General features: G+C 40.6%; 11 protein-coding genes. 6 read left to right on the forward strand and 5 right to left on the reverse strand.

The annotated features are described in order from the left end of the window. Positions 1 to 75: 75 nt before the first annotated feature. Entirely contained in the window at positions 76 to 1,512 is a 1,437-nt protein-coding gene (locus AB4153_RS12415; protein WP_229368150.1) for a sodium:alanine symporter family protein, read from the reverse strand. Positions 1,513 to 2,063: 551 nt separating this feature from the next. Here AB4153_RS12415 and AB4153_RS12420 point away from each other — a divergent pair. From AB4153_RS12420 to AB4153_RS12440, 5 genes are all read left to right on the forward strand, one after another. Next, the gene (locus tag AB4153_RS12420; RefSeq protein ID WP_102529785.1) at positions 2,064 to 4,430 is read left to right on the forward strand and encodes a phosphoketolase family protein; all 2,367 of its coding nucleotides are present in this window, start codon (positions 2,064 to 2,066) and stop codon (positions 4,428 to 4,430) included. Between the two features lie 339 nt (positions 4,431 to 4,769). Next, positions 4,770 to 5,888 (forward strand): OmpA family protein, encoded by a 1,119-nt coding sequence (locus tag AB4153_RS12425; RefSeq protein WP_248954540.1) that lies wholly within the window; start codon positions 4,770 to 4,772, stop codon positions 5,886 to 5,888. Positions 5,889 to 6,193: 305 nt separating this feature from the next. Beyond that, a complete protein-coding gene (gene tal / locus AB4153_RS12430; RefSeq protein WP_229367740.1) occupies positions 6,194 to 7,147 on the forward strand; it encodes a transaldolase in 954 nt (317 codons plus the stop codon). Between the two features lie 25 nt (positions 7,148 to 7,172). Beyond that, positions 7,173 to 8,810, forward strand: coding sequence for a glucose-6-phosphate isomerase (pgi, locus tag AB4153_RS12435; RefSeq protein WP_371997660.1), 1,638 nt, complete (start codon positions 7,173 to 7,175; stop codon positions 8,808 to 8,810). A 199-nt stretch (positions 8,811 to 9,009) separates the two neighbouring features. Further along, positions 9,010 to 9,195 carry a DUF3545 family protein gene (locus AB4153_RS12440; protein ID WP_055025622.1) on the forward strand — a complete coding sequence of 62 codons (186 nt, stop codon included), beginning with the start codon at positions 9,010 to 9,012 and terminating at the stop codon, positions 9,193 to 9,195. Between the two features lie 86 nt (positions 9,196 to 9,281). Here the strand turns inward: AB4153_RS12440 and AB4153_RS12445 are convergent, their stop codons facing one another. The 4 genes from AB4153_RS12445 to thrA form a co-directional block, all read right to left on the reverse strand. Next, entirely contained in the window at positions 9,282 to 9,824 is a 543-nt protein-coding gene (locus AB4153_RS12445; RefSeq protein WP_229368153.1) for a hemerythrin domain-containing protein, read from the reverse strand. A 209-nt stretch (positions 9,825 to 10,033) separates the two neighbouring features. Then, positions 10,034 to 11,317, reverse strand: a complete 1,284-nt coding sequence (thrC, locus tag AB4153_RS12450; protein ID WP_102529671.1) for a threonine synthase — start codon at positions 11,315 to 11,317, stop codon at positions 10,034 to 10,036. Between the two features lie 29 nt (positions 11,318 to 11,346). Beyond that, positions 11,347 to 12,279, reverse strand: coding sequence for a homoserine kinase (thrB, locus tag AB4153_RS12455; protein WP_102529672.1), 933 nt, complete (start codon positions 12,277 to 12,279; stop codon positions 11,347 to 11,349). After that, complete coding sequence (thrA, locus tag AB4153_RS12460; RefSeq protein WP_102529673.1) at positions 12,276 to 14,744, reverse strand: bifunctional aspartate kinase/homoserine dehydrogenase I; 2,469 nt, start codon at positions 14,742 to 14,744, stop codon at positions 12,276 to 12,278. Before thrA ends, thrB begins: the two co-directional genes overlap by 4 nt. 693 nt (positions 14,745 to 15,437) lie before the next feature. On the opposite strand from thrA, the gene slyD reads away from it, so the two are divergent. After that, positions 15,438 to 15,995, forward strand: coding sequence for a peptidylprolyl isomerase (slyD, locus tag AB4153_RS12465; protein ID WP_102529674.1), 558 nt, complete (start codon positions 15,438 to 15,440; stop codon positions 15,993 to 15,995). The last annotated feature ends 26 nt before the right edge of the window (positions 15,996 to 16,021 follow it).

Genomic DNA, 16,021 nt, shown 5'->3' on the forward strand with positions numbered 1-16,021 from the left:
TAGATTGTTCTAATAGAGTTTTACTTTAGTTAACTGAATACTCAGAAATTAAGCACCCTCTTCAGAAAATATTAGTTACTTATCAGATTCAACTGGCTTATTTTTCCAGATACCATCTTCAAGTTGATCAGCAAGTTCAGGGAACTTGTCTGTATCAAACACCGGCTCTTCACCCGCTTTAACCTGTTGGCGGTAATCATTAATCACTCGCACAGCAAGTCCTGATAATAGTAACAATGCAATCATGTTAACTAATGCCATTAAGCCCATAGATACATCAGCTAGGTTCCATACGATATTAATTTTCGCAATAGCACCAAACATTACCATACCTAAAACTGCTAAACGGAATAACGGTAAAGCACCTTTTTTATTACCTGAAAGGAACATTACGTTAGTTTCAGCGTAAGAGTAGTTAGCAATAATAGAAGTGAAACAGAATAGTAAAATAGCAAAAGCAATGAATGCACCGCCCCAATCACCAACATGAGAAGATAACGCATTAATTGTCATCTCAATACCATCGCCACTACCAGCAGCATCGCCAGACAATAAAATAATCGCCGCAGTTGCAGTACAAATCACGATAGTGTCAAAGAAAACACCCATCATTTGCATATAACCTTGCGATGCTGGGTGATTTGGATTTGGTGAAGCACTCGCTGCAATATTTGCTGCACTACCCATACCCGCTTCATTTGAGAATAAACCACGTGCAATACCCGCTTGCATCGCTTGAGCAATACTGTAGGCAACCGCGCCACCAGCTGCTTCTTGCCAGCCAAATGCGCTCTTAATCACTAATGTAAAGACAGCTGGTAATTGCTCAATGTTCATTAATACAACAACCAATGCGATAGCAATGTAAGCTACAGCCATAATTGGCACGATAACTTCAGAAACTTTAGCAACCTTCTTAAGGCCGCCCATAATCACAACGCCACTAAATAACGCAATGGCAATACCTACATAGACAGGTTCAAAGCCAAATACCGCAGTCATTGCGCCAGTAATTGTATTCGCTTGTACCGCATTGAAGACAAGACCAAAACAGATAATCAACAAGATTGAGAACAAAATCCCCATCCAACGTTGACCTAGGCCCTTCTCCATGTAGTAAGAAGGACCGCCACGGTATTGTCCGTCTGAATCTTTCACTTTATAAACCTGCGCTAAAGTGGATTCGATCATCGCGGTTGCCATACCCAACACGGCAATTGCCCACATCCAGAACACTGCACCAGGGCCTGCCATACCAATCGCTACAGCAACACCTGCCATGTTACCGGCACCGACACGGGCAGCCATACTGGTACAAAAGACTTGGAAAGAAGATAGACCATGACGGCCTGGACGACGGCTGATCGCGAGGATCTTGAGGCCGTGTGTAAAATGCGCAATTTGGATAAAGCCAAGACGCACAGTGAAAAATAAACCTGCACCAACTAGCCCGTAAACTAACAATTTACCCCAGAGTAAATCGTTCATGAAATTCACAATCGTTTCTAACATTGCCATTGCTTTATTTATTCCTTGGAATAACTTTATTTTGCAGGAAGTCAGCCTGTAGTTAATTACCCCAATGGCTTATAGCTTCAGACAAAATAAAATTATCGTATTATTTTAATAAAAACACTCAAGGTCTATGTCAACAGCCCTTTTCAGGCTAGCTGCCTAGATTGAGTTTCAGTGAGCGAAAATATTAGTTATTTATTATTTAGGATTTGATCGAGTTAACTTTACTTTTTTTAAGCACGAATGCCTAGCAAACTTTCTCAATTCATTATCTCCGATTTTTTCGGAGCAAAAAACTAGCATAGATGATCTGAACCGTCAGGTGATCTTTATCACATTTATCTAATTACTCACCTTTCCCCTCATCACAAATAACATTCTTAGGTCCTGAAGCTTAAAAGAATTAACACTAAATCAACCTGCGCCCATTTTTTTAATAAAAACATTTAATAAAAACTTAGACAAAGACCACATTATTGCAACGATTTAAAGAATACAGTGTTCTCATTAAAGGTTAAATGAATTTTACTTTACACATTGAGGTCAATATGACGCATGCAAATGAAATCACGTCGCTAAAGAAATTTGTTCGAGCTACAAATTTCCTCGCTACTTCTCAAATCTACCTAAAACAAAATGTATTATTTAAAAGAGATTTGAAACACGAAGACATCAAACCACGACTACTTGGCCATTGGGGCACATGCCCTGGTATCAACTTTGTCTATGCCAACGTCAATCGACTTATTGTAAAACATCAAAGAGATTTCATTTATCTTGTCGGTCCAGGTCATGGTTTTCCAGCAGTTCAGGCAAACTTGTTTGTAGAAGGTTCATTAAGCCACTTTTACCCAGAAACAATTCCATATAATGAAGCTGGGATCGAAGACATCTGTAAAAAGTTCTCTGCTGCTTACGGCTACCCTTCTCATGCAAACCCTGAAGCACCAGGTCAAATACTTGAAGGTGGTGAATTAGGTTACTCGTTGTCAGTTGCTTGGGGCGCTGTGCTTGATAACCCTAATTTAATTGCTGCTTGTCTCGTCGGTGATGGCGAATCAGAAACAGGCCCTCTTGCAGCATCTTGGTATGCAAACCGTTTAGTCGATCCCGCTACCAATGGTGCTGTACTTCCTATTGTCCATATTAATGGTTATAAGATCTCTGGTCCGACTCGCATGGGTCGCATGGATCATGAAGAACTGGATTTAGAATTTCGTGGTTTAGGTTACCATCCTATTATTGTTGATGATGAACTTGAAGAAGACGTATTTGAACAAATGGCCAAAGCCATGGACCTTTCTTACGAGATGATCAATGACATTCAAACTCGTGCTAGAAATGGTGAAGATGTATGTAAACCCCGCTGGCCAGTGATTTTAATGCGTACAGCCAAAGGTTGGACGGGTACCGCTGAACATGGCGGCAAAAAACTTGAAGGCAACTGCGAGTCACATCAAGTTATCGTTAATAAATGTGCAACTGACCCTAGTCATTTAACCGCGTTAAACGAGTGGTTAGACAGCTACAAATTTGACGAGTTGTGTGACATCAACGCTGAAGGTGAAATTACCTTTGATAAAGACATTCAATCTCTGATCCCACCTAAACATCTTTGTTGTGGCCGTCAGCATTTGAGCTACGGCGGCGAAATTGTACGCGCGCTTGCGCAACCAGATCTTAAAAAGCTCAGCTATGGCCCTGAGACGCCTCGTGGTTCTCGCGGTGTTTCAATGTATAAAATGGGTGAATGGATGCGTGATGCATTCAAATTAAATCGCGACCAACGTAACCTACGTATCTTTAGCCCAGATGAAACATACTCTAACCAGTTGCAAGCGGTCTTCGAAGAAACAGATCGTGCTTGGCAATGGCCAATCAAGAGCTGGGATCAAGACATGGCTCGCGACGGTCGTGTGATTGAGCTACTCTCAGAGAACTTACTCTTTGGGATGATGCATGGTTACACTGTCACAGGTCGTCATGCAATGTTCCCGACCTATGAAGCTTTCTCACAAGTCGTTTCATCAATGGCAGACCAATACTGTAAATATGTATATGCAAGCCAAGGAGTGCACTTCCGTAAACCTGTACCTTCTTGTAATGTGGTACTGTCTTCATTACTAGAGCGTCAAGATCACAATGGCTACTCTCATCAAAACCCTTCTTTCTTAGGGGCAATGTTAGAAAAGCACCCTGACATTATCTCTGCTTATTTACCTGCAGATGGTAATACTACACTTACCTATACAGAACGTGCTTATGAAGACCGCGATAAATTGAATATTTTAGTCGCAGGTAAAAAAGACTTACCTCAATGGTTGTCACTTGATGAGTCACGTAAACAAACTGAAGATGGTGTAATGGTTTGGGATTTCGCTTCAGATGAAAACCCGGATGTCGTGCTTGCTGGTTGTGGTGATTACGTCACCCAAGAATGTATGGCATCACTGGTACTCATCCGAGAACTATTACCAAGAGTGCGGATCCGCTTTGTTAGCGTTACCGAATTAAATAGTAATGGCTTAGGCAGTAGAGCATTCCAAAATAAACCTTGGATGATGGACGAAATCTTTACTGAAGATAAAGGCGTAGTATTTAACTACCATGGTTACCCAAATACAATTAAGAAATTGGTCTTTGATTATAAAGGTAGCCGCCGTTTCAGAATTAAAGGTTATGAAGAAGAAGGTTCAACGACAACGCCATTTGATATGGGCGTTCGTAATGGCACATCACGCTACCATTTAGTGATTGATATGGCCTATAAGCTGTTCCAACAAGGTGTAATAGATGAAACACAGCACGTGGCTATCACCACAGACATGCTGCAGCGATTAGTTGAACACCGTAACTACATCAAAGCTAACGGTGTTGACCCTAAAGAAATTGAAAACTGGGTTTGGACCCGTTAACTACCCATTTCTATTTAAACAACTCACGAAAGCGCCTAAGGGCGCTTTTTTTTGTGATTGCTTTTAAAGACCTCAAATTTATGTGAATCAATAAAAATATCAGTAAAAAATGAGAGAATACGATTTTGACATAGCACAACAATCACAACAAGCAAGCAATATAATTCACTACAAATTACAACATTATGCTTTTTTACTATGGAAAACCATTGAATTTACGACGATAATTACGCTGCTGACAAAAACATAATAGGAACACCACATAAGCGTCGGCGGCACATGTCATAAACAACTCATTTACATGTGTTTTGGTGAAGTAACATAACAATGGACTTATACATGATGAAGAACACATTAAAAGTAGTATTACTCACCTCACTGTTACCTTTTGCTGCTGTTGCAGAGCAAGAGTTAACGCCGTGGTACGTTGGTGGTGGTTTAGGTATCAATAACTACGAGCCTAACTGTGACCTTAAAACAATGAAAATTTGTGGCGAAGATGACCCATATGCATGGGATGTTTTCGGTGGTTATTTATTCAATGATTACTTTGGTGTTGAGCTTGGCTACCGTGACCTAGGCCGAGCTGAATGGACTGATTATAGTAATAAACGTAATGATGTCGGCGCTAGAGGCATGACATTAGGTTTAGCGGCGTTTATGCCAATTGCAGAAAAGTGGAGTTTATCAGCAGAAGCTGGTGCAATGAACTACCTAATTTCAAATAAAAAGAACTACAACACAGAGTACTACAGTGACAGTGGTATTGCTCCATACGTGGGTGTCGGTGTTGGTTATAACTTTACTGAAAACTTAAAGTTACAAGCGAAATACCGTCGTTATGAAAACCTTGATGACGACAAGTACAATACCTTAGATATGGAAAGTAACTACTGGGGACTTGAGCTTAGCTACCGCTTTGGCACTGAAAAGCCAGCGGCTGTTGTCGCACCTGTTGCTGTAGCAGCAGTTGTTGCTGCACCAATCGATTCTGATAATGATGGTGTTACTGATGACAAAGACATGTGTCCTGATACGCCGTCGACTCATAAGGTCGATGCGCAAGGATGTACTATCTATGAAGATGCCCCAATTTCTTCACGCATGGAAGGTGTATATTTCGACAACGATTCTGCAGTATTGAAACCTGAATCATACGATCGTCTTGAGAAAGGCGCGAAATACTTAAAAGAAAATCAACATACTACAGCTGTAATTGAAGGTCATGCTTCACTTGTAGGTAACGCTGATTACAATATGAACTTATCAGAACAACGTGCTCAAGCTGTTGTTGATGCACTAGTTAATAAATATGGCATTGATGCAAGCCGTTTAAAAGCTGTTGGTTTTGGTGAGGATAATCCATTAATGGAAGGAACATCTGCAGAAGCTAACAAGCAAAACCGTCGTATTGACGCTGTTGTTAGTGGTGCAGAGAAACGCCCTGTACTAAAATAATCACAGAACTGTGGTACTAGATTAAAAAGTCGCTGCTTACAGCGACTTTTTTATTTTAAAACTTTCATCATACAAATAAAAAATGGTAACTCTTTATATTTACTAAGTTAAATTGGCTTTATACATTAGTAAATTGGCTTTACTACCAATAAATTCAGGTATTAAATGACATGTTTTACTTTTAAATCGCTCTGAATGGCATTTTTTATGTAATTTTTTTACAAATTGTATTGGAAAATACAGTAAAATCGCATCTAATATCCGCATTGAACAAAATAACTTTGTTACTTGAGAGGGAAATTTCCATGGCGAACACGTTAGCTCAACTTAAAGCACTGACAACCATCGTTGCAGACACTGGCGACATCGAAGCAATTAAACGTTACCAACCTGAAGATGCAACCACCAACCCTTCTCTGATTTTAAAAGCTGCACAAATTCCTGAATACGCACCGCTCATTGATGATGCAATTGCTTGGGCTAAAGCTCAGTCAAATGATGTTGCACAACAAGTAGAAGATGCAGGCGATAAATTAGCAGTCAATATCGGCGTAGAAATTTTAAAAATTGTTCCTGGTCGTATCTCAACAGAAGTTGATGCACGTCTTTCATTTGATAAAGCGGGCTCAATTGAAAAAGCACATAAACTTATCCAGCTTTATAAAGAAGCGGGTATCGATAAATCTCGCATTCTGATTAAGCTTGCTTCAACCTGGGAAGGCATTTGCGCCGCTAAGCAGCTTGAGCAAGAAGGTATCAACTGTAACCTGACATTATTATTTAGCTTTGCTCAAGCTCGAGCTTGTGCTGAAGCCGGTGTTTACCTTATTTCACCGTTTGTAGGTCGTATCTTAGATTGGTACAAAAAAGACACAGGTCTTGATTACACTGCAGAAACAGACCCTGGTGTTGTATCAGTAACTGAAATCTACAACTACTACAAACGTCATGGTTATAACACTGTTGTTATGGGCGCAAGCTTCCGTAATATCGGCGAGATCATTGAGCTTGCAGGTTGCGATCGTTTAACGATTGGCCCTGCATTACTAGAAGAATTAGCTAACAGCGACGTAGCGATTACTCAAAAGCTAACAACTGCAACTTCAGTTGAAGCAGCGCCAACACCGCTGACTGAAGCTGAGTTCCGCTGGGAGTATAACCAAGACCCTATGGCAGTGGATAAACTTGCTGAAGGTATACGTAACTTTGCTATTGACCAAGGAAAACTAGAGGTCATGTTAAACGAGAAACTTGGCTAAATCCAAATTCAATGGAGTGATTTGCATGACACATTTAACGCAGAGTAATACCTGGCAGCAGTTATCTCAAAATGCAGCAGCATTACCACATATGCGCGAACTGTTTGCTCAAAACCCTTCAAGGTTTGAGCAACTTAGTGTTAAAGACTGCGGTTTACTATTAGATTACTCTAAAAACCGCGTTAATGATGAAACCCTTACCTTGCTGTTTAAGTTAGCTGAAGAAGTAAACTTAAGTGATAAAATTACAGCAATGTTTAACGGCGATATTATTAATAATACTGAAGGACGCGCGGTATTGCATACCGCACTTCGCAGCAAGCCTGAGCAAGTCATTATGGCTGAAGGCTGTAATATTGTTCCTGAAGTGCAACAGACCTTAGCCAAAATGACACAATTTGTTGAATCCGTTCAACAAGGTCACTGGAAAGGACATACCGGAAAAACCATTACTGATATCGTCAGTATTGGTATTGGTGGTTCTTTTTTAGGGCCCAAAATTGTCTCTCAAGCACTTCGCCCATATTGGGTTAAGGGCCTAAATTGTCATTTTGTCGCCAATGTTGATGCAAGCTCTATATGTGAAAAGCTTAAACTTTTAGATGCCGAAACAACTTTGTTCGTGATGTCTTCAAAGTCGTTTGGCACACAAGAGACTTTAACCAACACTCTGAGTGCAAAAGACTGGTTCCTTGCAAATGGTGGCTCTCAAGCAGATGTAGCCAAGCACTTTGTTGCAGTCACTTCAAATGTCGTTAAAGCAACTGACTTTGGTATTGACGCGAGTAACATTTTCCCTATGTGGGATTGGGTTGGCGGTCGCTATTCATTATGGTCTGCAATCGGATTACCCATCGCACTACTAGTAGGTATGGATAACTTTAAGCAACTGCTTGATGGTGCCCACCAGATGGATAACCACTTTGCCAACGCCCCATTTGAGCAAAATATGCCAGTGATCATGGGCATGCTGTCTGTGCTATATGGTAACTTTCATCATGCTCAATCTCATGTTGTACTCACTTACGATCACTATTTGCGTGGCTTACCAGCTTACTTCCAGCAACTTGATATGGAAAGTAACGGTAAATCAGTCATGTTAGATGGCACTGAAGTTGACTTCAGCACAGGTCCCGTAATTTGGGGCGGTGAAGGAACCAATGGTCAACATGCTTATCATCAATTATTGCATCAAGGTACTGCATTAATTCCAGCTGATTTCATTATGCCTTTGCAAAGTCACAATCCATTAGGCGAGCATCACAACCAGCTTGCTTCTAATTGTTTTGGGCAAACTCAAGCATTAATGCAAGGACGCACATTTGATGAAGCATTGGCTGAGTTATCAGGTAAGCATTTACCTGATAGTGAAAAAGCACTTATCTCTAAACATAAAGTGATGACGGGCAATAAGCCAAGTAACACCTTATTAATGGATAAATTGACTCCGAGCACCTTAGGTTCACTCATCGCACTTTATGAGCACAGAACCTTCGTACAGGGCGCTATATGGCAAATAAACTCATTTGACCAATGGGGTGTAGAGCTCGGTAAGTTGCTAGGCAATGATGTACTTGATCGGATTGGCGCTGAAAATGACGCTTCCGAACTAGATTCTTCCAGTAATGCATTAATTAATTTATATCGACAAGGTCAGATATAAACACTAAAAAAGCCAGCGCAAGCTGGCTTTTTTGTATGTGGTTCATACAAGTCGGTAGCAGATGTCACTATTTTATCCAGTCCAGCTTCATTAAACCGTCAGACCCCCTTAACAATAATGAAACATAACTATTGCACTATAGCGAAGAAATATGATACTTATTTGCATAGAGACATCATAATAACAAGGGAGGTTTACCATGGATCGATTAGACTATGGTGGTGCGCTAGACCAAGTTGTTGAAAGACCAACTCGCTCAAAAAGCTCGAACAAAAAACGTAAATGGCGGGAGATAGAAGCGTTAAAGGACAAGCAGCGTCTACTAAAAGAACTTCAAGACATTGATACAAGTTTTGATTTTGACTTTGAAACTATGCCACTTTAGGCATAAACAACTAACTGCATATTTATTCAGTTATAGAAGTAAAAAAAGAGCGCCTTAGGCGCTCTTTTTGTATCGAAATTGTTAAATTAACTTTTATCAGCATGAAAGATATGCTCTCTAAGCTCATCAAATATCGTCTCGTCATTATCACTAAATAACGGATCTTCGACTAATTGTTTATCGCATTGTGACTTAATCTTTAGCCAGTCTTCTTCTTTCAGTTGTTTAGCGAACAAAGGAAATAACTCTGTTTCTTCATACTGCATATGCTTTTGTTGAATTTCTACATAAGCCTGCAGGTCAGTCACCAGTTTTTCTCTTGAAATGACTACGTCTGATAAGATTAAATTCAAACTATACATTAACGCGCCAGAATACTCTGCGAGGCGGCTATGCTCTTCGTGTAATTGTGTATTACATGGACTAGAAAACTTTTTTACAAAGTAATCATACGTAATGTCTTCTAAAGGATGATGACTATGCTCAGCATAAACTTGCATATATTCGACAACATCTCTGATAAGCGCAAAATTAACCGCTTCTCCTTCAGAAAGTTTGATGTTTTTCTTCGCTAATACATCAAGTAAGATAGCAATATGCTTATGATCATTCATAAGCCTTTTCAGTATCATCTTATCCATTATCACCATTCCCTCATGTATAAAGATTAAGCAAACATTGAATATATTCAATCTACACTAGTGGTATTGATGATGTTATGACGAAGATCATAAAATAGAAATTTTTCAAAAAAGCCATTTAAAACAAAGAAAAAGAAATATTAAAAATAAAAAAGCACCCAAAAGTGCTTTTGTAGTTACACACAAATTTAGCCTTTTTAAGTTAAGGTTTTAAATAAGTGCGTTTTAAGTTGTTCAAAATCAGCCGCTATTTGTGCGGATAAAATAGGTTTATCAACCACAGCTTCAAGCTCTGGGGGTAAAGGCAGATTGATATTTAATTGCACATCGACCACATCTTTAAATTTAGCAGGGTGTGCGGTGCCTAAAAATATTCCGGTTTCCCCAGCTTTAAGTTCACTTGATAAGGCTTGGGCTGCAATCGCTGCGTGCGGTTCTGATTGATAACCTAATTGATATAACTCAGCTAACGCGGCAGAGGTTTGTGCTTCTGTTAATGCTAAACCTGTGATTGAAGATAAGGGCCAATTCATTGCTTTACAAATGGCCTCAACACGTGGCCAGTTTGATGGTTCTGAAACATCCATCGCGTTTGACATCGTGGCTACAGTCGAATTTGGCGCCCAATCGCCTGCGGCTAAATAGCGCGGTACTGTGTCATTAGAGTTAGTGGCAGCAATAAAGCGCTTAACCGGTAACCCCATTGCCTTTGCAAATAGACCTGCGGTTAAGTTGCCAAAGTTACCACTGGGTACTGATATAACAACTTCATCATCACTATGACGTTTAGCTTGCGCAACAGCTTCGAAGTAATAACAAATTTGCGCTAATAAGCGACTGATATTAATAGAGTTGGCAGAATTCAAATGCAAGCCATCACGAATGTCACTATCATCAAAAGCTTGTTTAACTAACGTCTGGCAATCATCGAAATCAGAAGTCACAGCGACAGTGTGGATATTCTTACCTAACGTCGTGAACATCTTTTCTTGCAGTTCACTAATTTTACCCTTGGGATACATCACAACAACTTGAACGGCATCTAAACCGTAAAAAGCATCAGCAACTGCAGCGCCAGTATCGCCAGAAGTTGCCGTTAATATAGTTAACTTATTATCGCCTGCGAGTAAATTAACGCACTGAGCCATAAAACGGGCACCGAAATCTTTAAAAGCTAACGTAGGGCCGTGAAATAACTCAAGACAAGCACGATTGTCGTCAGCTTTGACTAGAGGTGCATCAAAGGTAAACGCATGCTCAACTAATTTATCTACACTTTCTTGCCCCAATTCACTTGCAAGCCAAGCACCTAGGATACGCTTACTTCGTGCAGCAAAAGGGAGAGCCAATAACTCGTCCATATTTTCAAGCACAGGAATAGACTTAGGAAAAAATAACCCTCTCTCTTTACCTAGTCCTAACTGTACTGCTTCACTGAAATTCACGACTTGTGAAGGATGCTTTAAATTATATAATTCCATTTTGAACGCCTTTATAAAATAATTCAGTATTAAACCCGACGAGTTCCAGACTCATCCAGTTTACAGACATGGGCAAAACCACCAGCCTCAGATAAATAATGTTGCTCAAGCCACACTTGAGCAGCTTGGGCTGTTTCAAGAGAGTCAGTCACAGAGAATAACGTCGGGCCACTACCCGAGATGCCAGTCGTTAACATGCCTAATTTTTCAAGCTCACTACGCGCATCTGTGTAACCTGGAATAGCTTCTGCTCGATAAGGTTCAGCCATGACATCTTTAAGCACTGCAATGGCCAAATCAGCATCTTGCTGATAGCTCGCATGCACAAATGCACTTAAATGACGTGCAAAATCAATTGCTACTGATTTGTCATATTGACTTGGTAATAGTTCACGCATTTTAGCGGTAGATAATGAAATACCAGGATAAGCGACAACCCAATACCACTGCTTAAAACTTGGGATAGTTGCGCACACTTGCTTAGGGGTATTTAACATTAACTGCATACCGCCCAAGTAACATGGCGCGACATTATCAAAATGCACACTACCAGAAATCATTCCCTCGAACTCACCCATTAGAAGTAATAAAGCTTGTTCATCAAATGGTTGTTCAAAATGTTCGTTGAGTGCGTAAAGCGCAGCGACAACTGAGCTTGCGCTCGAACCTAAGCCACTGCCAACCGGTAAGTTTTTTTCTAAGCCAATAGCAACACCTTGAGTGCTATTTAGCTTTTCTAGGAAAAATTCAGCACATTGATAAACAATATTTTGCTTACCGTCTTCAGGTAACTTATGTGCCCATGGCCCTGTTTGCGAATAATGAACACCAGAATCTGCAGCCTCAATCATCACTCTGTCACCCAATAAGCTGCCATCAATTGGCGCGAGTGCTGCGCCGAGTAAGTCATAACCTACCCCGACATTGCCCATAGAGGCTGGCGCATAAACCGTTATGCTCATAAGCCCACCTCACGCGTCCAGTTGAGTGTTCTAAGCACGTCAGCAAAAGCACCTGCAGCAGTAACATCTGTTCCTGCGCCATAACCTCTTAGTACAAATGGAATAGGTTGATAATAACGACTGTAAAATGCCAATGCATTCTCGCCACCTTTGACGCTGTATAGGGGATCTGTCGCATCGACTTCTGCAATACGGACATAGCATTTTCCTGACTCAATCTGACCAACATAACGCAGTACCTTACCTTCAGCTTTGGCCGTTTCTACACGGGCGCTCACTTCAGCGTCCAATTTCGGTAGGTTGCTCATAAAGGTGTCAATATCACCTGAATCATCGAATGAGCTAGGTAAAACGGACTCTACGTTAATGTCTTCAAGCTCTAACTCCATGCCAACTTCACGAGCTAAGATCAGCACTTTACGTGCGACATCCATACCGCTTAAATCTTCACGAGGATCCGGCTCAGTAAAGCATTTCTCGCGGGCTATTGAGGTTGCAGCAGATAGACTCATCCCTTCATCTAACATACCAAAGATGTAAGAGAGTGAACCCGATAAAATACCGTTAAAACGTTGCAGTTTATCACCGGCATATAAGAGCTTTTTCAGATTATCGATAACTGGGAGCCCTGCTCCTACGGTGGTTTCATATAAAAACTGGCGACGCTGTAATAGTGCTGTAGTACGAAGCTGTTGGTAATATTGATAATCACGCGTATTGGCTTTCTTGTTAGGGGTTACCACATGAAAACCAGCATTCATAGCATCGACATATCTGTCTGACACCAGTTCACTTGAAGTACAGTCAACCAATACAGGGTTCAACAACTGTTGCTCTTTGCCCCAATTAAAGAGTTCAGTTAAATCATATTGGGTATCACAATCTGCAAGTAATGCCTGCCAATTAGCTAAATCAACCCCATCACTGTTGAGTAGCATTTTTCGTGAGTTGGCAATACCACAAACACGCATAGTAATATGTTGCTCTTTAAGCATCGCAGCTTGTTGTTTGATTTGTTCTAACAAACCAGCGCCAACATTACCTGCACCGACTAAAAACACATCAAGGTATTGCTGCACATCAAAGAATGCTTGATGACAAGCTGCAATGGCGTGTTTTGTTTTTCGCTGTTGAATTACCGTTGAAATTGAGCGCTCTGAAGAGCCCTGTGCAATCGCAACAATGTTCACGCTTGCCTTTGCCAGTGCACTGAAGAATTTCGCTGCAGCGCCCTTATGAGTCTTCATGCCATCGCCAATTAATGACACAATAGCTAAGTCTTGTCTTAATTCAATTGGCTCTAATAACTCAGATTGAATCTCTAATTCAAATTCAAGTTCAAGTGCTTGCTTAGCCTTTTCAGCTTCATCAGTATTAACACAAAAGCTAATACTGTATTCAGATGAACTTTGAGTAATTAATGAGACAGAAATACCACTTCGAGAGATGGCTTCAAGCGTACGGCTAGCCATACCAACCATGCCTTTCATGCCTGGGCCTGAAATGTTAAACATGGTTTGGTTATCAAGGTTAGATATGGCCTTAACTTGTAAACCGGTTTTATCAACCTCATTGGATACCAAAGTACCTGGTGCAGAAGGATTAAAACTGTTTTTGATATAACAAGGTATATGATATTGAGCAATGGGGGCGATAGTCTTAGGGTGAAGTACTTTAGCGCCAAAATATGACAACTCCATCGCTTCTTGATAACTCAATTGTTCAAGTAGTTTTGCGTCCGTCACCACACGAGGATCTGTATTGTATACGCCATCAACATCGGTCCAAATTTCACAGCTTGATGCATCTAAACAGGCAGCTAACACAGCAGCAGAATAGTCAGAGCCATTGCGGCCTAAAGTTACCGTTTTCCCCTGTTCATTTGCTGCAGTAAACCCTGGCATGATCCACACTCTTGCATCAGCTAGCTGAAGCGCAGCAAAGCGTGGCTTACTGACACTGATATCGACTACTGACTCTAACGCTTTACCGTGTGCTAAAAATAGCTTTGTTGGATCAAATTGTGCTGCGGTTAACGACTTAGCCAACATCACTTGTTCCATTAGCGCAGCAGACAAACGCTCACCAGAAACAACCACTTGCGCTTGCACATGATCTGGACACTCATTAAGCAGCTTAATCCCTGTTAGCTTGTCATTCCAGTCATCAAGCTGGTTCGCTAACTTATTTTCTAGTAAATGTTTTTGTTCATGAGAAATTAACTCAGCAGCAGCTTGTTCAAACAAACCATTAAACACGGTTTCAATATGCGTCAATACCGCTGAATAATCTTCACCACGTTGAGCTAAATCAACTAGCTCAAGCAATCCATTCGTGACAGTCGCAGGAGCAGATAACACAGTTGCAATTGACTCTGTCTGCGCAGATTGCTCTATGATATCCGCAGCCATCAAAAAACGCTGCCAATTGGCTAACGAAGTCCCACCAAATTTCATTACTTTCATTTTCTACTCCCTTGACTCGCTAGCGCTAAGTTAAATTTAATTCCTGAAATCATTATTTTTAAGTCTGAAAACAAAAAGCCCGCTTCTTTGTGGGAAGCGGGCTTGTTGTAAAAATCTTTAGGGTGTACTCAGCCCGCCCCCACAATGTTAATTGTGGTGGTTGTAATAATGGTAGCTACAACGTGGAACTGGATTTTCATCATGACACTCGATTAATTTTTATGTATTTGTTTTGAATTAATAATAGAATTGCTTTTTTACCTGCCTGTTGTCAACCCCTCAACATAGCTTTATTTGAGCATGTATATTCCACATCAATCTAAATTAGCACCGAAATGAACTAAACCCTATATTTTATACAAAAATAACAAGCTTATAACGCCCAAGGTAACACTTTACGTTAACGTAAGGCTAATTGACGGGAACTTAAAAATATCTCGATTACAATCACTTACAGCGACAACTGATCAAATAAAACTCAATAACTATCTAATAAGTCACTTACAACGCTAAAAAAGCATCAAGGTCACAAATGATAAATTTCAATAATCAAAGGCTCACTCACGATGATGAAATTGATTCATCTAACTGAATTTACAAAACATGTGATTGAATAAGCAAAAGCTGATACTGATCATTCCCCCCTACTATAAAAAGTATTATCATGCGCGCACATTATGAATTGGAGTCGTTATGAAAATCACAAAACATTCAGCAGTGACTATTCACTACCGTTTAACAGACCAAGATGGCCAGCTAATCGAAAGCTCATTTGAAGCAGAACCAATGGTTTATCTTCATGGTACTGAAGGCCTGATCCCAGGCTTAGAAGTCGAACTTGAAGGCAAAGTGGTTGGTGATAAATTTGACGCCAACATTCCTACTGAGCAAGCTTATGGTGAATACCATGAAGGGCTAAAGCAAGAAGTACCTTTAGAAGCGTTTGGTGATGTTGAAGATATCGTTCCAGGTATGCGTTTTATTGCTGAAACTGAAATGGGCCAACGTCCAGTTCAAGTAACTGAAGTTAAAGATAGTGTTGTCGTGGTTGATGGCAACCACCCATTAGCAGGTCAAGCATTAAACTTCAGCGTTGAAGTCATGGATATTCGCGAAGCAACAGCTGAAGAAGTCGCTCACGGACACATTCATGCAGCAGGCGGTTGTGGTCACGACCATGCTCAAGAACATGAACAATGTGATACAGAAAAGCCAGGTTGTGATGGTAATGGCGGCTGCGGCTGTCACTAATAGTGAAAAATAGCTAAACCTGATTA

The organism is Shewanella sp. 10N.286.52.E4 (genome assembly GCF_041468785.1).
Classification (GTDB): Bacteria; Pseudomonadota; Gammaproteobacteria; order Enterobacterales; family Shewanellaceae; genus Shewanella; species Shewanella electrodiphila.